The sequence below is a fragment of the Candidatus Nanosynbacter sp. TM7-057 genome (genome assembly GCF_022828295.1).
In the GTDB taxonomy this organism is placed as follows: domain Bacteria; phylum Patescibacteriota; class Saccharimonadia; order Saccharimonadales; family Saccharimonadaceae; genus Nanosynbacter.
Genome location: NZ_JAJQJT010000001.1, coordinates 228,340 through 247,174, shown reverse-complemented (window position 1 = coordinate 247,174; position 18,835 = coordinate 228,340). Strand labels below are relative to the sequence as shown.

Below are 18,835 nucleotides of genomic sequence, written 5' to 3'. Positions count from 1 at the left end.
AAATGAAAAAATACAATTATGAAGCCAGAGATAGCGCAAGTAATAAAATCGTTAAATCAGTTGTTCAGGCTGATAGCGAAAACGCTGCCGCAAAACTTTTGACGGCTCAGGGCTTTGTGCCGTTAAAAATTGAATTACAAGACGATAAAACAAATTTCTTTGCGAGGTTTTCTGGTAGAATCACCACTAAGGATAAGGTTGTGTTTACTCGTCAGCTAGCGACCCTTATTGGGGCAGGGCTACCTTTGGCGCAAAGCCTTCGAACGGTTCAGGAGCAGACTACGAATAAGCGTATGCAGGAAATAGTCCAGGAAATTATCTCTGACGTTGAAGGCGGCAAATCCTTGTCTGATTCGTTCGCAAAGCACCCAGAAGCTTTTAATAAAGTTTATGTAGCTTTGGTTTCGGCTGGTGAGACGTCAGGTACAATGGATGATTCGCTTAAGAGGCTAGCTGCTCAGCAGGAAAAAGAGGCTGCTATGATGAGTAAAATTAGAGGTGCTATGATGTATCCGTCAATTGTCTTGGTAGTGATTATCTTAGTTATCGGATTTATGTTATTCACGGTCGTTCCGCAAGTTGAGGGTCTGTATCGTGACTTAAATAAGGGGTTGCCATTTGTAACTCTTATGATGATTAAAACGGCGAACTTTTTTAGTAGTCTTTGGTGGCTTGTTATATTGGCAATGATTATCGGCGGTTATTTCCTAGCACAATATCTGAAAACTGAACAGGGAATTAGGACTAAAGACATCTTTAAGCTTAATGTCCCGTTATTTAAAGGAATGTTTAGGAAAATGTACATGGCACGATTTGCCAGGACTGGTCAAGTTCTTCTGAGTACTGGCGTGCCGATGCTTGATATGCTTCGTATTACGTCTGACGCTGTTAATAATGTGATTATTAGCGAAAGCATACTTCGTGCGTCAGATAAGGTTAAAGGTGGCAAGGCGCTCTCAGCTTCTTTATCTAATGAAGATTATTTCCTAGCAATGGTGCCGCAGATGATTAAAATTGGTGAGCAATCAGGTAAGATTGATGAGATGATGGGCAAGACCGCTCAGGTTTATGAAGATGAGCTTGATGAGGAAATTCGCGCTTTGTCGACGGCGATAGAGCCAGTTCTGATGGTCTTTTTGGCTATAGTTGCAGGTACGATGGTCGCGGCTATCTTGCTTCCAATTTATAGTTTGGTCGGTAATATCAATATTCGCTAGACTGACTTATATTTTTAGTGTATTATAAACTTAAGCATTTTTGCGTAAATATAGGTAAACCATAGAAAGGTGGGAAATCTAATGACAAAAAAAGATAATAAAAAAGGATTTACAATCATCGAGGTCGTTCTAGTCTTGGCTATTGCTGGACTTATTTTTGCGATGGTGTTTATCGCATTGCCAGCTTTGCAACGTAGTCAGCGCGACCAGTCAAGGAAGAACGACGCTTCAACAGTTGCTGCGGCTATTACCAATTGGAATTCAGCTAATCGTAACGGTGGCACGTTTAATGAAGAATCTCTACGCAAGTATGTCGATAAGCTTGATCAATACGACAAGTCTTCAGAATTAAAGGTTGCTACACCTGGTGCTTCAATGTCAGTAGCTAGTAACGAAATCAAGGTTATGCGAGGCAAGAAGTGTCCTTCTAGTACGCCAGCTCCATCTGCTGACGATCCAGCAAACATAACTTTGCAAAACGGATCTTCACGCAACGCAGCAGTTGTAGTTCTGTTGGAAAATAACGGTTCTCAAAAGCAATTGTATTGCCAGGACGTATAGTCTTATAGATAAATTACGAATCAGCCTCGGCATGGGGCTGATTTTTTTATGGTTTTTTGTTACCATAAGAAGTATGATTAAGTTTGTACTAGTGGGATTTTTAGGGGCTATTTTAGGCAGTTTCGCCGGAGCGCAAATTTGGCGCTTGCGGGCTCGTCAATTGATGGAAGATAAAAAAGCTGGAGAAAAAGTTGACCAAAAGGAATTAAAGAAATTATCTCCATTGATAAAGAAAATTTCCAAAGATAGATCTCGCTGTTTATCTTGCGGACATGAGCTTAAGTGGTGCGATTTGATTCCTGTGGTAAGTTGGGTCGCTGGATTGGGACGGTGCAGATATTGCAAGGCATTTATCGGTTGGACGGAAATCTTTCTAGAACTAGTGATGGCTGGATTATTCGTTGTATCCGTGGCTTTTTGGCCTGGATCATTGACGGATATCTGGCAAGTCGCGTTGCTGGTCTTGTGGTTGGCAAGTTTGGTGCTGCTGGCGATTTTATTTGTCTATGACCTCAGATGGCTACTTCTTCCAGATGTAATTAATATTCCGTTTATCATTCTTGGTGCTATTTTTGCGGGAATAAAAGTATGTCTAGCTGGCGATTTCTCAAAAAGCTTGATGACGTTATTTGGGTCGATTGCGATTCTGAGCGGAATATATATGGTGCTATATTTATTCTCGAAATATCGTTACGGGGAAGATAAAACTTGGATCGGTTTTGGTGATGTTAAGCTTGGACTTGGATTGGCTCTATTCTTGGGAAATTGGCTTTTGGCTTTTGCAGCTTTATTTATCGCAAATCTTATCGGCACGCTTCTTGTCTTGCCATCAATGATGCGAGGAAAATTGCAAGCAACTTCACGGATATGCTTCGGCCCATTGCTTATCGTAGGGTTTTTACTCGCTTGGTTCTTTAGCCGACAAATTTTAGAGTGGGGCTTTCTTATTGTCTAAGTAAAAAGCGCTTATGTTATAATGGAGAAGTGATGGGCAATAAACAAAAAGGTTTTACTATAATTGAAGTGATTTTGTTTGTGGCTATTTCTGGTTTGCTGACCTCTATGCTGATGGTTGGCGTAAGTATGTCAATTAATCGTCAGCAATATCGCGATTCGGTGCAGTCTTATGCTGGTTTTTTGCGAAATGAGTACTCGAAGGTGGTCAATGTTGAGAATGAGCGATCTAAGGGTACTTGTCCAATTGAGGGCTCTGATGGTCGAGCTGAAACTCTACGTGGCCAATCTGATTGCGTGATTGTCGGTCGCTATATTACCACTGAAGGTTCTCTGGGCTCGACGGACGGTAATCTGTACAAAACTTATCCAGTTTATGCTTATAGATCAGATAAGGGTAGCGCGTGGACTTATAAACGCGGTGCTGAGTCTGACAAATATATTGTTAATTGGCAAGCAAAAACTAGGTTCTCTAACCAAGCTAAGGATAGTGCGTATATTTCTATTTTGATGTACCGCCATCCAGAGACTGGGCAGTTGGATATTAGGACTGACACGAGCCGATTCGGTGACAATTTAACTGATTTCGTCAACAATAAAAATAGTGCTGGAGTTGTGCAATCTGCTGGCGAGCAACGTCAACAGAGGGAGATCTGTGTTTATGATGACGGCTGGATGCCGGGAGAGAGATTATCTATTTTTCTACGATCACACGCAGGTTCTGCTGATGCTGTAGTTATGGGTAATGCTACGGGAGGTTGTGCTGATGCGTAAGTTTAACAGAGGTGACACACTTGTCGAAGTGTTACTTGGAGTAACCATTTTTAGCCTAGTTGCCGTTATTGCATTAGAAACTATGAACCGCGGGATGGCTATTGCTCAGTATTCTTTAGAGACGACGTTGGTTCGTCAACAGGTTGACGCTCAGGCTGAAATGCTAAGATATGCGCATGATATGAAAAATGATACTTGGAAGAAATTGGTAGACAATAATTCGGTGAGCGTTTCTGCTGTTAATGACAATGAAGGAAACTTGGGTGTTGAAAAATGTCCTGATGATTTTTCTACGAAAGAGTTTGCTTTGGTTGCGACACCTTCACTCGCTTCGAAGATTAGTATATTGAATAACCCTGGCGATTATAAAGCGGCAGAAACATACGCGCGGGTTGATAGCGATACTAAAAAAACGTATGGAATATCAGTTAGATTGGTTAAGCCGAGTACGACCACTGGAAGCAGGGATAGCAATAAATATGATGCGTACATAAAAGCATGCTGGATGCCTGTTGGCAGTAAAATGCCGGCGACTATTGGTACGATTGTGAGGTTGTATGATTCGGGGTTATAAAAAAGGATTTACACTTATCGAATTGATGCTCGCCATGAGTTTTATCTCTGTTCTTTTGTTGTCGATTGCGATGGTGGGTATTCAAGCGGGAAAAATGTATAGCAGAGGTATTGTGCTTCGTGATGTTAATCAAGCGGGGCGAGATATTTCAGACACTATTCAACGCGATTTTCTTCAAGCGAACGCCGAAAAGATTGACACTACTGGCTTGAGGGTGCCGAATAGTAGCAATTGGTCAACTGGTCGACTTTGTCTTGGTTCTCATTCTTATGTGTGGAATAATCCGAAGTATTTGGATGATCCTAGCCTGTTGGGCGGAAATAGTCTGTTTAAGGTTAATGGTAATCCAGTGAATTTGGTGCGCGTAGTTGATGCGGATAGCGGATTATGCAAAAAAGACGCTTCTGGCAAATATCCGGAAACCGTCGATCTTGCAAAATCATCCAATTTGCTCAGGGCTATCAATAGCGGCGATGGCTCAATTGGCGTGCACGAAGTTACGTTAGAAAAGGTTACTTCAGATAATTCAAGGGAAGCGCTGTATAAATTGACTTTTACATTAGGGACGAGCAAGATGAGTGAAATAAGAAATTCTTCCTGTAAAGCTCCGACTGAAGATGATAGCAATTTTGAGTTCTGTGCTATAAATAAATTTGAGATGATTGTGAGGACAAATGGGTAAAAATGCGCGACAATCAGGTGCTGTATCTCTTTTTGCGGTCATATTTGGCGCGATGTTGCTGACTATTGTTACTATTGGGTTTATCAAGTTGATGATTATGGATCAGCGACAATCCTCGAATAATGACCTGTCGCAGAGTGCTTATGACGCGGCTTTGGCTGGGGTTGAGGATGCTAAGCGTGTGGTTCGTGCCGCTCAAACTGGCAATATTCAAGCAGCGGGAGTGTTGAATGGTCCAATTAATTGTAATATGGTCGCGGCGTCTGGTGTTGTTGGAGGTAGCTCTTCTGGTGAAACTATTATTAAAACTGGTACAGATGCGGGTAAAAAATTTGACCAAGCGTATACTTGTGTAAAAATCACTATGAAATCTCAAGATTTTATATATAAGTCTATTGAGGAAAAATCTCAAATTGTGCCATTACGTGCAACTGGTTCATTCAACAAGATATCTATCGAATGGTATAGGCGCGATGATGAGAGCAATTTGAATGGCGTCAACGCCGCTAATACTGAAATATCTACTTCTGGGGATTTGCCGACGAAAAACAGCTGGAATGCTAATTCGCCACAATTGATGCGCGTGCAGCTTATTAATCCAGGCTCTACCTTTAATTTAGCGGCCTTAGACTCAACTGGCGTCACTTCTTTCTTACGACCGAACGTTTTAAGGTCAGACGTCGCAAGTCAGAATGGTACTGCTGTTTCTGGTAAGATTTCTGATCATCCACGCGCAACTGACGGGAATGAACATAATAATGGAACAAGTGTGGTTTCTTGCAGTAAGACATTCAAGTTTTCTGGCGAATATTCGTGTAAAGCGGTGATTGATGTTGATGAGATTCCAGCTGGTAGCGAAACAGCATTCTTAAGGTTATTGCCTATATATAAAGGTGGCAGTGTGAAGATTTCTCTCCAGAAAACCGACGGAACGATTGTCAATTTTGATGGAGTCCAACCAATTGTCGATTCCACGGGGCGGGCAAGTGATTTATTTAGAAGAGTTGAAGCTCGATTGCAAATAGGAGATGATTTCGCATATCCTAACAATGCGGTTGAATTGAAGAATAGCCTGTGTAAAGATTTCTCTGTATCTGGCGGCGGATCTGCTACCGCAGGTCGATGTAAGCCATAAGCTAAGCTTCTGTATCACTATGGAATCGGTCGTGAATATCTTTCAGATGCTGGTCGGTAACATGCGTATATACCTGTGTTGTTGATATATTGCTATGTCCCAGCATTGATTGAACTGAGCGCAAGTCTGCACCGTTCATAAGTAGGTCGGTGGCAAAGCTATGGCGCATAGTGTGTGGGCTTACATGTTTTGTGATACCAGCTAATCTAGCATATTGACCAACCATTCTCTGAATACTGCGCGCGCTTAACCTACGGTAGTCTCCGGAGGTGTTGGGAGTTGCGTGGCGTTTGCTATAGCTTAAAAATAGAGCGGGTAGATTATCCGTTCTAGCTTCCAGGTATGCCGATATGTGCTCGGCAGCACTTTTTGAAATAAAAACAGGGCGATCCTTTTGTCCTTTTCCTCGCACCATAAATTCGCGCCTTTTTAGGTTTATATGATCTCGGTTTAAATTGACCAATTCTGAAACACGCAGTCCGCTGGAAAATAGTAACTCAACAATTGCTCGATCTCTCAGTCCAGATTCTGTATCGGTTGGTATTTGATCGATCATACGTAAAATCTCGTCATATTGTAAAAAAGTCACTTGTTTACGAACTACTTTGGGTAATATAATTCTGTCGGCTGCTAGGCTTTTGATATTACGACGAGAAAGGTAGGTTAGCAGACCTCGTAATGCAATAAGATGATAACTTTGGGTGATTAAGGATAATTCTTCGCCAGTGTTGTCATTTTTATAACGGTTTAACCAGAGGCGATACTGGCGTATTAGTTCTGATGTAATTTTCTCAACATCTATATCGCCAGCAAAATCAATGAATCTCTCCAGATATAGTTGATAATTTATAATGGTTTTTTGACTACGCCCACCTTCAACCTCTAGGTGCTCTAAAAAATCAGTTAAAGCTTCTGACATAAACATAATATTTATTCTATCGCTAATGAATATGTTTATCAAATTATTTATTTCTGTTACTATATTAGAAAATAATAAGCAGAGGAGTATCTATGGCAGAAAGCGAAAAAAACTACTGTGGCGTTGAGAGGACATTGATCGTCTTTAAGCCTGACGCAGTTCAACGAGGTATCGTTGGGGAAATTTTACAACGTTTTGAGCGAGTTGGTCTAAAAATAGTTGGTGTAAAAATGACATCACCATCTAGGGACCATTACTATGCTCATTACGAGGACATCGGTAAATTGGCTACTCGTCGAGGCGAGGATACTTTGAACATAACACTAGATATGATGATGGATGGTCCAGTTATAGCAATGGTGTTAGAGGGCGTTGAAGCTGTCGCTGTTGTTAGGAAGATTGTTGGTCCAACAGAGCCTAAGTCGGCTGACATGGGAACAATTCGCGGTGATTACTCACACATTAGTTTTGGCTATGCAGATGAGTGTCAAAAAGGAGTTCCAAATTTGATTCACGCATCCGGCGATTCAGATGAGGCTGTTCGTGAGATCGAACACTGGTTCAAGCCGGAAGAATTGGTAAATTATCACACATTAAGCGAAAAGTTTACTCGCTAAGCTAGTCTTTCCTGAGAGTTACCGTGGTATAATGGTTGTATGCCTCGGTAGCTCAACTGGATAGAGCAGATCCGTCCTAAGGATAAGGTTGTAGGTTCGACTCCTGCCCGGGGTACCAAATATATGACAGAACAAATTAAAGATAAGCAATTTGATGGGCAGCGTGACGGAGAGCAACTGTTGTTTGTGTTTCGTCGTCACATAATTGCTATGAGAAAAGGATTTTATCTGCTCCTAGGATCAATGACGCTTGGTTCATTGCCTTTTTTAATTTGGCAAGACAACTTGAACCTTTTATGGGTGTTTGTCGGCGGATTTATTTTTGGTCTAATGCTATTTTTCTATCATTTTTTGATGTGGTTTTATACTTATTATATTGTTACCGATCAGAGGATCCGTCAGATTACTCAGCATGGATTTTTCGGCAAAGACGTCATTGAGCTGAAATTGTCAAAAATTCAGAATATTAGTTATAGTATACCGGGGTTTAGTGGAGAAATGTTTAAATTCGGAACAATAGTTATTCAGACTTTTGTTGGAGATCTTGTTATAAAAAATGTAGAACATCCAGATAAGATCTATAATAAATTACAAGACGCAGTGGAAATTTCGACAAAGAAGGAGGATATCAATGAAGAATCTATTGAACCGTAAAGATAAAAAACAGCCAAAGGAGCTACCTAAGAGGATTACAAACGATACAGTAGCTCAGCACCGCGAGAAGGTCTTGGCGGCTGGCCGTAAGCATAAATATCCCATCCAATACACCAAACGTCGATTGGTATGGATAACGATGCTCGTTAGTGTTGTTATTCTGATTGTTTTCATTGCTCTTGGTTGGGCACAGTTATATGTCTGGAAAGATATAAGTGATATCGCATATAGGATAACTAAAATTTTACCTCTTCCTGTGGCTAATATTGACGGAGAAAATGCCGAGTATAGCGACTATCTTCTGTATCATCGTAGTTCATTGGCGGTGTTGCAGTCTCAAGGTCAGGCAGACCAAAAAGATAAGGTTAAGTTCTATCAAAACCAGTCTATAAATAAGGCATTGGAGGTGGCATACGCCAAAAAACTTGCGAGAGAAAATAATATTACGGTTGATGATAAAAAGGTTCAAGATCTTATCAAAAAACAGCAGGAATCTAGCAAGTTATCACAGTCCGCTTATGAGTCTGTAGTGAAAGATAATCTTCATTGGTCAATGGATGAGCTAAAAACTGCTATGAAATATACTTTGTTAAAGCAGGAAGTGTCTTTTAAGATTGATAAAACAGCTAATAATCTAGCGTCTGACATTAAAAAGAGGTTGCAAGAGGGTAAATCATTAAAGGATATTGCTACGGAAATGGGCGACAAGGTGCAATCGGTATTTGATTTATCCGTCTCTACGGATAATTCTGACGGAGGCCTAACGAAAGCGGCTATGTCATTAACAAAGGGTAAAATTTCAGGTCCTATAAAGACTCTTTCAGGTGACGGATATTATTTTGTGACGCTTAATAACATTGAAGGCAACACCGTAAATTACTCTTATGTAAAAGTTCCATTGACTGAATTTAATAACCAGTTTAACTACTTAAAAAATAACAATAAAGTAAAATATTTCATTTCAATTGATAAATAGTCGTTCTAGTTTGAAAAAACTCCTATTTTTGCTATAATTTCCTAAGGAGTTTGCCGTTGTAGCTCAGCTGGTAGAGCAGCTCATTCGTAACGAGCAGGTCGCTGGTTCAAGCCCAGTCAACGGCTCCATTTTATGAAAGACACTATAAAGAAATCGATAAAAAATGTTTTTAGCGACAGGACTGTGGCGGCTCTTTTGATCGTTAACGTTGTTGTGGCTATTGTTATATCTATATTTTTAGGATCATCAATAAAACATAGCGAGGCTCAGGTTATTACGCGCTACACTACTTATGGTGATGCGAATTTTTATAGGAGCCACTGGTCTAGTCTATTTAGCTATTTTGCTTTGGCGTTTATGATAGTTTTTGGTCACTCTGCGCTAAGTGTCAAGTTAATTTCACTAGAGAAACGAAGCTTGGCTATATTTATTTTGTGGTTGACGTTGGGTATTTTAGCTATTTTAGCTATTTTAGCCTATTCTATAATTAAAATTGCATCGATAGGATAACATATGGACATTGAAATTCCACTCGGTAAACGAACAAAAAAATATCGTTTTCTTGAGATGCTTCCTGGATTATTAAGCTACGGGGCTATTGTTCTTTTGGTTGTTTTGTCTATTTTAAGTCCTGTTCTGGCGTCAATTTATTTACTGTCTATAATCCTGGCTGCGTTTGTGAAAGCCATAGCAATTAGCTATAGGGTAATTAGTGGTTATAGTAATATGGAAAAAGCGTCGAGAGTCGACTGGAATGGTCGATTGTCTGATTTGGAAGATCCGAAAGAAGCATACTCTAGATTGAGAGATAATCAATCTAAGGAGTTGTTATATCAACAACATGTAGACAATCTAAGATTTATGTCTGCTGCAGAAGACGGGTGCTATCCTAAACCTAGTAATATTTACAACGCTCTTATTATGCCTGCATACAATGAGAGTATAGAAGTGATTGAACCTGCTCTTAAATCAGTTTTAGATACAACATATGATAAGAAGCGTCTGATTGTGGTTTTTGCATACGAAGAGCGTGGCGGTGTTGATATTGATACAACAGCTAAAATGCTGAAAAAGAAATACGGCAAGTACTTTCATTCTTTCCATATTGTAAAACATCCAAAAGATCTACCAAATGAGGTAGTTGGTAAGGGTGGAAATATCACGTATGCAGGCAAGTGGCTGGAGCAATATTTACAACAGGAAGAAATAGCTTTTTCTGATGTTATTGTTACAACAATGGACTGTGACAATAAGCCGCATAAGTATTATTTTGATTATGTGACATATGAGTATATTACTCATGAAGACAGAAAACATTTATCGTTCCAACCTATATGTTTGTTTACTAATAATATATGGGATGTTCCTGCGCCAATGCGAGTAGTGGCAACAGGGAATTCATTTTGGAATATTATAAGCTCTATGCGCCCATATTCTTTGCGTAACTTTGCGTCACATTCGCAACCAATGAATGCTCTCGTTGAGATGAACTTTTGGAGTACGCGAACAATTGTTGAAGACGGACACCAGTACTGGAGGAGCTATTTCTATTTTGATGGCAATTACGAAGTTGTGCCAATTTTTGTACCGATTTATCAGGATGCGGTATTGTCTAATGGATATAAAAAGACACTGAAGGCGCAGTTTGTTCAGTTGCGTCGTTGGAGCTACGGGGCTTCAGATGTGGCATACGTTGGTAATAACGTATTCAATAAAAATAGAACAGTAAAATTTTGGCCTAGTCTAGCCAGGTTTATAAGGTTGTTAGATGGACATGTAACACAGGCCTGTATTGCCCTAATTGTTGCTTTTGGCGGGTGGGCGCCGCTTGTGCTGAATGGTGAGGCTGCTCGTAGTGTTGCCGCACATCAACTGCCGGATACGGTTAGCTTAATACAACAGATAGCTATGGTAGGCATTCTGGTTTCAATTTTCGTATCATTTAAACTTCTGCCTCCGCGCCCAGAAAGATATAAAAAGAGTAGGAATATATTAATGGTCCTGCAATGGGCTCTGATGCCTGTAATTGCTATAGTATACAGTTCAATGGCCTCGTATAATGCCCAGACTCATCTTTTGCTTGGTAGATATCTTGATAAGTTTGACGTGACAGAGAAGACTACTGTAGAGATGAATGATCAGAGTCGTGCTCAGAATAAGAAAAAGAAGGACGACCACGACGTCTCTTCCTCTGGGGAGTAATAAGATCATGTTGTGCTGCGTATTGCAGTGCGGCTATTTGGTCGAAATTCTGTAATGTTGAGTGGGTTATTTCGGCGATGTGTTGTGATGATATAGTGGGTTTGTTTTGTAAAAGTATCAACTTATCTTGTATAGTATTGGCCAAGTCATAGCTATATGAGCCTGCTAATTTTTCGTTATGATTAAAACTTCGTGCAATGCTAAGTATTAGTTTCCCTATAGAAAAATTATTTTTCTTGCCATCTTGTGATGTGACAACGAGGGAAATCGCAGGCTTTTCGTAGGTTGTAAAAGAATAACCACATCGGTCGCATATATGTCTACGCCAGGTTGTTGGGTATTTTTTATTTTGACGAGAATTTGTTACGTGGGTTTTTCCGTGAAAACATTTTATGCATATCATATCAATATATTGACATACAACTATAAAAAAATCCAGTGGAAAAGTGCTGTGCAAAATAAAAATCGCCTCATTATAGAGGCGATTACTTTGTAAATCCGGGAACTTAATTAAGTATAGATCTTTCTTCGTTGATCTTCTTATTATATTCGTAGTGAATTTTTGCCTTGCTCAATAAAGAACAGTGTTGTGCTTTTTTTGTGCCTGAACGAGGCGAGTCATGCTTACTCATACTTTAAATTCTAACATACTTATCAAATAAAGTCAAGGTGTGTATAGTAAGCAATAAAAAAGCCCCGTCTACTATCGACGAGGCTTATGTATCACATCTGGTGGGCAATAGAGGATTTGAACCTCTCACCTCTTCAACGTCAATGAAGCGCTCTAGCCAAATGAGCTAATCGCCCAGATATAATAATATTATCATAACAGATGCCTACTATCAAGGAGCGTGGTATAATATTGATATGAGTGAAGAAGAACTAAAATCTATGAGACACAGCCTAGCGCACATTATGGCACAGGCTATTCAGCATTTATGGCCTCAGGCGAAGTTTGGCGTGGGACCGGCTATCGATAATGGTTTTTATTATGATGTTTATCTTGACAACGGGACAATTTCTGAAGCTGACCTTCCGAAGATAGAAGAGGAGATGCGAAAGATCGTAGCGGCTAATTATCCGTTTGAGAGGCGCGATGTGTCGGTAGCAGAGGCTATTGATTGGGCTATAAGTGGAAATCAGTCATTTAAGGTGGAGCTACTGAACGACCTTAAACGATCTGGTACTACAGTTGCTAGTGAATTAGCTGGAGAAAAAATGGGATCTATGTCTGATGGCGATAGTAAAGTCGAGACTGTTTCTTTGTATTCTCAGGGTGATTACACTGATTTGTGTAGGGGTGGACATGTGGATAGTACTGGAAAAGTTGGCGCATTTAAACTTACTAAGACGGCTGGAGCATATTGGCGAGGCGATGAGAATAATCCACAAATGCAGCGAATATATGGTGTAGCGTTCGCTACGCAGGAAGAACTGGATGAATATCTTAATAGGTTGGAAATTGCAAAACAACGAGATCATCGCAAGTTAGGCAAGGAACTTGATCTATATACGACCTCTCCTCTGGTAGGGATTGGTTTACCTTTGTTTACTCCTCGAGGTACGATTTTACGAGATATAGTGGCTCAATATTCGAACCAGCTGAGACAGAAGTTTGGCTTTGAAAAGGTCTGGACGCCTCATATTACGAAAAAAGATTTATATGAAACATCGGGCCATTGGGCTAAGTTCGGAGAAGAGCTATTTTTAGTTAAAAGCCAAGAAACTAGTGATGAGATGGCTCTTAAGCCTATGAACTGTCCGCATCATACGCAAATTTTTGCTTCACGACCGCGAAGTTATCGTGACATGCCAGTAAGATACTTGGAGACGACAACAGATTATCGTGACGAAAAAACTGGTGAGTTAGGCGGGTTAAATCGTGTGCGCTCATTAACTCAGGATGATAGCCATATATTTTGTCGTACTGATCAGATTGAGGATGAGATTAATAATTTATTATCTGCCGCTCGTGAGCTGTATGGATCAATCGATATGAAGCTCAGGGTTAGGTTAAGCTATCGTGACGAGTCTGATTCGTATTTAGGCGATCTTAGATTATGGGATTCCGCACAGAACCAGTTAAAATCTGCTGTTGAGAAAGTAGGCTTGGATTATTTTGAACAAGAGGGCGAAGCGGCATTTTATGGTCCAAAGATTGACTTTATGGCAACGGATGCAATCGGTCGTGAACATCAAGTTGCAACCGTGCAGCTAGATTTCGTGCAGCCACAAAGGTTCGGTTTGGAGTATGCGGATGCTGATGGCAATTTTACAACACCAGTTATGATTCACTGCGCCTTATTGGGTTCAATTGAGCGATTCTTAAGTGTGTTTATAGAGCATACTGGCGGATGGTTTCCGTTTTGGGCGGCTCCAGAACAGGTTCGTGTTTTGACGATTAACGACACAGTGCTAGAGTATGTTGATAAAATAACAACCATATTATCAGACATTACCCTCATGAAGCCAGTTAGATATAACGATGTAAGATTTACAATAGATTCTAGAAATGAATCATTAGGTAAGAAGATTAGGGAAGCTATCTCTATGAAGATACCTGTTCAACTTATCGTAGGACCAAAGGATATGGAAGCTAACGAGGTTAGTGTTCGCACGCAATCTGGCGAAGAAAAAATATCGTTGGAGCAGCTTGCTGAGTATGTAAAATCTTTGTGGGGTTGAGCTAATTGGATAGGTTTATAGAATTAGATAACGGCGTTGATGAAGATCGCCTACCACTAATTGTAATTGTTGGTCCTACTGCTAGCGGCAAAACATCATTAGCTATACAATTGGCAAAGAAGTATAGAGGAGAGATAATTTGTGCTGACAGTAGAACTGTCTATCGTGGTATGAATGTCGGGACAGCTAAGCCTTCTTTGGAAGAGCAGCAGAAGGTTTCTCATTGGGGCCTTGACTTAGTGGATCCAGGAGATTCTTTTAGTGCGTCGCAATTCAAGGGCTATGCCTGTCAAAAGATTAAAGAAATCCGAAGTCGAGGAAATATTCCATTTCTTGTTGGTGGAACAGGGTTGTATATTGATTCTGCTATATTTGATTTTCAGTTTGGAGCTAAATACAGCAAAGAAAAGAGAGCTAACTTACAAGAAATGACGATATCTGAGCTTCAACAATACTGCGTCAATCACGATGTAGCCTTGCCGGAGAATAGTAAAAATAAAAGATATCTGATTAGGGCTATTGAGCGAGCCGGTAAAAAGTCATCTGGATTGGAAGTGCCGTTGAGTAATACCATCATTGTCGGAATTACTACAGATAAACAGCTATTAAAACAGAGGATTACAGATAGAGCAAAAAAAATGTTCAAGGATGGTGTTGTAGAAGAAACAATAGAATTAGCCAATAGTGCCGGGTGGTGCAATGAGGCTATGACGGGTAATGTCTATCCTATTATTAAGAAATTAATCGAGAAAGAAATAGACGAAGATCAGGCTGTTCGGGAGTTTATTGTTAGTGATGTAAACTTAGTAAAACGTCAGTTGACGTGGTTTAGGCGAAACCCATTTATTGAATGGGGGGATGTTCATTCGTGTGAACAATATTTATCTCGAGTATTAGATAGTAAGTAAAAAATATGTTACAATTATAGTACAATGATTGATTCATTATTTGGTTCAAAAACTAGGGTAAAATTATTACATCTTTTTCTGAATAATCCAGAAAAATCATTTTATGTGAGGGAAATTACTAGGATGATCGATGAGCAGATAAACTCCGTTCGTCGAGAGCTAGCTAATATGGTGTCTGTAGGTATAGTACAGCAGGATGCTATTGATAATAAGTTATACTATAGCGTAAATGAAGACTATCCTTACATTAAGCCGCTTGCAGCTATATTCTCAGATAAAAATACAGAAGACGGCATGGGCATTGCAAGTAGCGTTTCCTGGAAAGACTCTTTAGGGAGAATGAGAGGTTTAAGGTTGGTTATTATTTCGGGGAAATTAGTAGTCGGGTCAAGCTCTGCTGTTGATTTGCTATTGGTTGGCGATGGTATGTCTGCCGTAACTATAAAAAATCTTGTTAAAAAAATCGAAAAAGATAGAAAAATAGAGATAAATTATGCCGTAATATCTTATGATGATTTCTATTATAGAATGAGTGTCAAAGATAGGTTTATAATGGATATTATAAGAAATAAGCACTCCGTATTGGTAGATACGGAAAATATAATGAGAAAGGAGTAGGTATGTTTGAAATAGAGTATAAAGGAGCAAATGCTGTTATTATTACCACAAAGAAACTTCGTGTGGTATTTGATCCGAATTTAGAGATTGTCGGAGGAAAAAATGTTTCTGTGAATAATGACGTAGAAGTGGTTACAGAGGATCGGTTTGCTGTTGTGGATTCTACACCAAGATTGCTATTTTCGGGTCCAGGTGAATATGAAGTCGGAGACATCTCATTGCTAGGAATTCCAGCGCGCCGACATATCGACGCTGCAGATGATGTTAAAAAATCTACAATATATAAAATTACGATTGGTGAAGCTAAGGGAGTGGTTGTTGGTAACATTGAGAATAAACTAACTGATGATCAGCTTGAAGATATAGGTGTTGTTGATTTTGTAATATTACCCGTCGGTGGAAATGGATATACATTAGACGCAATGGGGGCAACTTCAATAATTCGTCAATTGGATCCTAAGGTGGTGATTCCGGTGCATTACAATGACGCTACTTTGCATTATGAAGTTCCACAGAATGGTGTGGATGAGTTTGTAAAAAATCTAGGAGCTCCAGCTGTTGAGGCTGGTCCAAAATGGAAGCTAAAGAAAATAACGGATCTGCCAGATAATTTAACAGTTGTTCAGATATCGAAAAGCTAGGACCTTCTCGTTGAATTAAAAATAACTCCGATAATACAATCGGAGTTATTTTATTAAAATTTGATTTAGCGATTATTTATCAGCAGTTGCACTCAAAATACCTTTTTTCTTCAGGGTGCGAATAGCTTTCGTGCTTAAAGTCATGGTAATTTTTTGACCGTCAACAACAAAAGTCTTCTTCTGAAGGTTTGGTTTGAAAACACGCTTAGTGCGGCGCAGGGAGAAGCTGACGTTATTGCCATACTGCTTGCCTTTGCCTGTTAAATCACATCGTGATGCCATTTCCACTCTCTTTACTTTATTATTAATAACAATCCTTATTATTGTAGCGACATTTGTGTAATTAGTCAAGATTACGTATTGATGCTATAATAACACTTATGATTTTAGAAATAATAATAGTTTTGATTGTTATATTATTGTCTATGACTATTCACGAGGCTATGCACGCTTTTATGGGGTATGCACTAGGTGATAATACTGCAAAAGAAGAGGGGAGATTGACGCTTAATCCCATAAGACACATTGATCCGGTGATGACTATTTTACTTCCTCTGATTATGGTAGTGTTGCATGCTCCAGTTTTCGGAGGGGCTAAACCTGTTCCGTTTAATCCAAATAGAGTCCGTTTTGGCGATTGGGGGGCGGCTCTTGTCGCTCTTTCTGGCCCAATTACTAATTTAGTAATCGCCTTTATTGCGTTTGGCGTCGGAGTGTTTAGTGGCGTTATTAATAGTGCTGGAGTAGTACAGTCTACGATATTTGGACTGATTATTTCTACCGCTGTATCGGTGAACCTGGGCTTTTTTGTCTTTAATATGCTACCAATTCCACCTCTGGACGGGTCTAGAATACTATACGCCGTAGCGCCAGATAGCGTCAGGGGTGTTATGCAGAAAATTGAGCAGAACGGCATTCTTCTAGTGATGATTATAGTTGTGCTGTTTTCTGATGTAATCGGGCAGGTTATGTCGGGCTGTATTCAGGCAATTTTGCGTGTATTTATGAACATATTTGGTGTATAATAGGAGTATACCCTGGATTTATCCGTGGGCGCATATGATTTTCCTAACATCATATGATAGGGAGCTTTAATGATTTATTGTCGTGGCAATAAGTTGCGAGCACCCACCTTGCATTTATGCGGGGAATATCTAGCGCCCACAGACAAGTCTAGGGTTTAGTGCTATAATATATCATGTAGTCTGTTAGGTAATCACTTAAGTTATACTTAAGAGGAAAGTCCGGGCAGCGAAGGATACGACAGTCGTTAACGGCGACCGGAGGCAACTCTAGGGAAAGTGCCACAGAAACGAAACTACCTTCGTATTTTATATACGAGGGAAAAGGTGAAACGAGTGGGGTAAGAGCCCACAGTCGTCTATGGCGACATAGACGAGAGGTAAACCCTGTCGGCTGCAAGGAGATTTGCAAATAGGATTATCCGTCCGCAGATCGATAACCGCTTGATTTGTTTGGCAACAAGCAAACTAGATAGATGATTGCCCTAGACAGAACCCGGCTTATAGGCAGACTATGAATAAAACACCCTGCATAATGTCAGGGTGTTTTATGTTGGTAGATTTGTTCTACTATAGGCTTGCTTTTACTATTTCAGAGAAAGCTTTTGGCTCGTTAACTGCCAATTCTGCTAATATTTTTCTATCAATCTCAATGTTTTTAGATTTCATAGAAGCTATAAGCTTGCCGTAAGTTGTGCCTTCTTGTCGAGCGGCTGCATTGATTCGGGTAATCCATAGACCGCGTAGATCGCGCTTCTTGTTTCGGCGATCGCGGTAGGCGTACTGCAGAGCTCTAATAACACCTTGTTTTGCAAGACGAAAACTTCTGGTGCGATTATGTTGCATTCCCTCAGCTGCTTTTAAGATTTTTTTATGCTTAGCGCGTGCGGCAACTCCTCGTTTTACTCGCATAACTATACTCCCATTGCTCGACGGGCGTTCTTGGCCATCGAACCAGTTACTGTTGCTGTTGTGTTGATTGCGCGCTTACGACTTTTTGACTTTTTAGCCAACAAGTGGCCGCCAAATGCGCGCTGGCGGGTCAATTTTCCGGTGCTGGTCAGCTTGATACGCTTCGCAGTGCCTTTGTGGGTCTTTAGCTTTGGCATTATTTACTCCTTATTACTACGCTCAGATTGCGACCAGCCATCTGAGGTTTTTGCTCTAATATTGCGTCCTCACTAAGGTGTTCCATGATTTTGTCGATCAATTCGTAGCCGATCTCTTTGTGGGCCATTTCGCGACCTTTGTAGACCACTTGTATACGAACTTTATGTCCGCCCTCTAAAAATTTACGGATCTTCTTCAGCTTAACCTCTAGGTCTCCAGTTCCTATCTTTAGACCAAAGCGCATCTGCTTTAGGTCTCCAGATTTGGCTTGGCGCCGATTCTTCTGTTGATCCTTCATTTTTTGGTACTGGTACTTACCCCAGTCAATGATTTTAGCAACTGGCGGATTGGTTCCCGGTGATATTTCAACTAGGTCAAGATTCATGTCGTTGGCCTTACTTAAAGCCTCTTTAAGGGACATGATTCCTAGCTGCTCGCCATCAGGACCAATTATCCGCAGTTCTCTTGCACGGATTGCTCCGTTGATACGGATTGACTTATTAATCTCTGGCTCTCCTTTTTTGAAGCAATTTTAGATTAACTCAGTTGCTATTGTAACAGAGATGTCTGTTATTTTCAAGGATAA

The 18,835-nt window shown here is 40.2% G+C and carries 23 protein-coding genes, 3 tRNA genes and 1 other RNA gene; 20 read left to right on the top strand and 7 right to left on the bottom strand.

Annotated elements, in window-relative coordinates; all coding sequences use genetic code 11:
• The first annotated feature begins 2 nt into the window (after nt 1-2).
• From LRM45_RS01300 to LRM45_RS01270, 7 genes are all read left to right on the top strand, one after another.
• Nucleotides 3-1,217, top strand: coding sequence for a type II secretion system F family protein (locus LRM45_RS01300; RefSeq protein WP_243826430.1), 1,215 nt, complete (start codon nt 3-5; stop codon nt 1,215-1,217).
• A gap of 81 nt (nt 1,218-1,298) precedes the next feature.
• On the top strand, nt 1,299-1,778 hold the full coding sequence (locus tag LRM45_RS01295; RefSeq protein WP_129632204.1) for a type II secretion system protein: 480 nt from the start codon (nt 1,299-1,301) through the stop codon (nt 1,776-1,778).
• A gap of 73 nt (nt 1,779-1,851) precedes the next feature.
• Nucleotides 1,852-2,733 carry a prepilin peptidase gene (locus LRM45_RS01290; protein ID WP_243826429.1) on the top strand — a complete coding sequence of 294 codons (882 nt, stop codon included), beginning with the start codon at nt 1,852-1,854 and terminating at the stop codon, nt 2,731-2,733.
• A 32-nt stretch (nt 2,734-2,765) separates the two neighbouring features.
• Nucleotides 2,766-3,506, top strand: coding sequence for a type II secretion system protein (locus tag LRM45_RS01285; protein WP_178143144.1), 741 nt, complete (start codon nt 2,766-2,768; stop codon nt 3,504-3,506).
• Nucleotides 3,499-4,080, top strand: a complete 582-nt coding sequence (locus tag LRM45_RS01280; protein ID WP_243826428.1) for a type II secretion system protein — start codon at nt 3,499-3,501, stop codon at nt 4,078-4,080. The genes LRM45_RS01285 and LRM45_RS01280 overlap by 8 nt, the downstream gene beginning before the upstream one ends.
• Nucleotides 4,064-4,762 (top strand): PilW family protein, encoded by a 699-nt coding sequence (locus LRM45_RS01275; RefSeq protein ID WP_243826427.1) that lies wholly within the window; start codon nt 4,064-4,066, stop codon nt 4,760-4,762. The genes LRM45_RS01280 and LRM45_RS01275 overlap by 17 nt, the downstream gene beginning before the upstream one ends.
• Complete coding sequence (locus LRM45_RS01270) at nt 4,755-5,897, top strand: hypothetical protein (protein WP_243826426.1); 1,143 nt, start codon at nt 4,755-4,757, stop codon at nt 5,895-5,897. The genes LRM45_RS01275 and LRM45_RS01270 overlap by 8 nt, the downstream gene beginning before the upstream one ends.
• Nucleotide 5,898: 1 nt before the next feature.
• Here LRM45_RS01270 and xerA read toward each other — a convergent pair whose 3' ends face one another.
• On the bottom strand, nt 5,899-6,816 hold the full coding sequence (gene xerA, locus LRM45_RS01265) for a site-specific tyrosine recombinase/integron integrase (RefSeq protein WP_243826425.1): 918 nt from the start codon (nt 6,814-6,816) through the stop codon (nt 5,899-5,901).
• A 92-nt stretch (nt 6,817-6,908) separates the two neighbouring features.
• Here xerA and LRM45_RS01260 point away from each other — a divergent pair, with 92 nt between their 5' ends.
• The 7 genes from LRM45_RS01260 to LRM45_RS01230 all read left to right on the top strand — a co-directional run bounded on the left by LRM45_RS01260 (nt 6,909) and on the right by LRM45_RS01230 (nt 11,265).
• Nucleotides 6,909-7,433, top strand: coding sequence for a nucleoside-diphosphate kinase (locus LRM45_RS01260; protein ID WP_129743549.1), 525 nt, complete (start codon nt 6,909-6,911; stop codon nt 7,431-7,433).
• A gap of 41 nt (nt 7,434-7,474) precedes the next feature.
• Nucleotides 7,475-7,551, top strand: a tRNA-Arg gene (locus tag LRM45_RS01255).
• 5 nt (nt 7,552-7,556) lie between these two features.
• Nucleotides 7,557-8,087, top strand: coding sequence for a PH domain-containing protein (locus LRM45_RS01250; protein ID WP_178143150.1), 531 nt, complete (start codon nt 7,557-7,559; stop codon nt 8,085-8,087).
• Entirely contained in the window at nt 8,065-9,063 is a 999-nt protein-coding gene (locus LRM45_RS01245; RefSeq protein ID WP_243826424.1) for a SurA N-terminal domain-containing protein, read from the top strand. The genes LRM45_RS01250 and LRM45_RS01245 overlap by 23 nt, the downstream gene beginning before the upstream one ends.
• Nucleotides 9,064-9,115: 52 nt before the next feature.
• Nucleotides 9,116-9,191, top strand: a tRNA-Thr gene (locus LRM45_RS01240).
• Between the two features lie 4 nt (nt 9,192-9,195).
• Nucleotides 9,196-9,573 carry a hypothetical protein gene (locus LRM45_RS01235; protein ID WP_243826423.1) on the top strand — a complete coding sequence of 126 codons (378 nt, stop codon included), beginning with the start codon at nt 9,196-9,198 and terminating at the stop codon, nt 9,571-9,573.
• 3 nt (nt 9,574-9,576) lie between these two features.
• Nucleotides 9,577-11,265, top strand: coding sequence for a glycosyltransferase family 2 protein (locus tag LRM45_RS01230; RefSeq protein WP_243826422.1), 1,689 nt, complete (start codon nt 9,577-9,579; stop codon nt 11,263-11,265).
• Here LRM45_RS01230 and LRM45_RS04250 read toward each other — a convergent pair.
• A complete protein-coding gene (locus LRM45_RS04250; RefSeq protein WP_445083023.1) occupies nt 11,183-11,668 on the bottom strand; it encodes an NrdR family transcriptional regulator in 486 nt (161 codons plus the stop codon). The genes LRM45_RS01230 and LRM45_RS04250 overlap by 83 nt on opposite strands.
• A 327-nt stretch (nt 11,669-11,995) precedes the next feature.
• Nucleotides 11,996-12,072 (bottom strand) — tRNA-Val (locus tag LRM45_RS01225).
• A gap of 60 nt (nt 12,073-12,132) precedes the next feature.
• Between LRM45_RS01225 and thrS the strand changes: the two genes are divergently transcribed.
• Genes thrS through LRM45_RS01205 form a run of 4 tightly spaced genes read left to right on the top strand, consistent with a single transcriptional unit; the run spans nt 12,133 to nt 16,117 of the window.
• A complete protein-coding gene (gene thrS / locus LRM45_RS01220; RefSeq protein ID WP_243826421.1) occupies nt 12,133-13,950 on the top strand; it encodes a threonine--tRNA ligase in 1,818 nt (605 codons plus the stop codon).
• A gap of 5 nt (nt 13,951-13,955) precedes the next feature.
• Complete coding sequence (gene miaA / locus LRM45_RS01215; protein WP_243826420.1) at nt 13,956-14,858, top strand: tRNA (adenosine(37)-N6)-dimethylallyltransferase MiaA; 903 nt, start codon at nt 13,956-13,958, stop codon at nt 14,856-14,858.
• Between the two features lie 24 nt (nt 14,859-14,882).
• Nucleotides 14,883-15,476: a hypothetical protein gene (locus LRM45_RS01210; protein ID WP_243826419.1), complete on the top strand. Its 594-nt coding sequence runs from the start codon at nt 14,883-14,885 to the stop codon at nt 15,474-15,476.
• A gap of 2 nt (nt 15,477-15,478) precedes the next feature.
• The gene (locus LRM45_RS01205) at nt 15,479-16,117 is read left to right on the top strand and encodes an MBL fold metallo-hydrolase (protein ID WP_243826418.1); all 639 of its coding nucleotides are present in this window, start codon (nt 15,479-15,481) and stop codon (nt 16,115-16,117) included.
• Between the two features lie 72 nt (nt 16,118-16,189).
• Here LRM45_RS01205 and rpmB read toward each other — a convergent pair whose 3' ends face one another.
• Nucleotides 16,190-16,399: a 50S ribosomal protein L28 gene (gene rpmB / locus LRM45_RS01200; protein WP_243826417.1), complete on the bottom strand. Its 210-nt coding sequence runs from the start codon at nt 16,397-16,399 to the stop codon at nt 16,190-16,192.
• A 98-nt stretch (nt 16,400-16,497) separates the two neighbouring features.
• On the opposite strand from rpmB, the gene LRM45_RS01195 reads away from it, so the two are divergent.
• Together LRM45_RS01195 and rnpB are read left to right on the top strand one after the other, a co-directional pair.
• Nucleotides 16,498-17,142: a site-2 protease family protein gene (locus tag LRM45_RS01195; protein ID WP_243826416.1), complete on the top strand. Its 645-nt coding sequence runs from the start codon at nt 16,498-16,500 to the stop codon at nt 17,140-17,142.
• 175 nt (nt 17,143-17,317) lie between these two features.
• An RNA gene (rnpB, locus tag LRM45_RS01190) (RNase P RNA component class A) lies at nt 17,318-17,659 on the top strand.
• Nucleotides 17,660-17,709: 50 nt separating this feature from the next.
• Here the strand turns inward: rnpB and rplT are convergent.
• From rplT to infC, 3 genes are read right to left on the bottom strand one after another with little or no spacing between them, the layout of a single operon-like run.
• Nucleotides 17,710-18,051, bottom strand: a complete 342-nt coding sequence (gene rplT / locus LRM45_RS01185; RefSeq protein ID WP_243826415.1) for a 50S ribosomal protein L20 — start codon at nt 18,049-18,051, stop codon at nt 17,710-17,712.
• A 2-nt stretch (nt 18,052-18,053) separates the two neighbouring features.
• Nucleotides 18,054-18,248, bottom strand: a complete 195-nt coding sequence (gene rpmI, locus LRM45_RS01180) for a 50S ribosomal protein L35 (RefSeq protein WP_129743559.1) — start codon at nt 18,246-18,248, stop codon at nt 18,054-18,056.
• Nucleotides 18,248-18,736 (bottom strand): translation initiation factor IF-3, encoded by a 489-nt coding sequence (infC, locus tag LRM45_RS01175; RefSeq protein ID WP_320412722.1) that lies wholly within the window; start codon nt 18,734-18,736, stop codon nt 18,248-18,250. The genes rpmI and infC overlap by 1 nt, the downstream gene beginning before the upstream one ends.
• Nucleotides 18,737-18,835 lie beyond the last annotated feature (99 nt).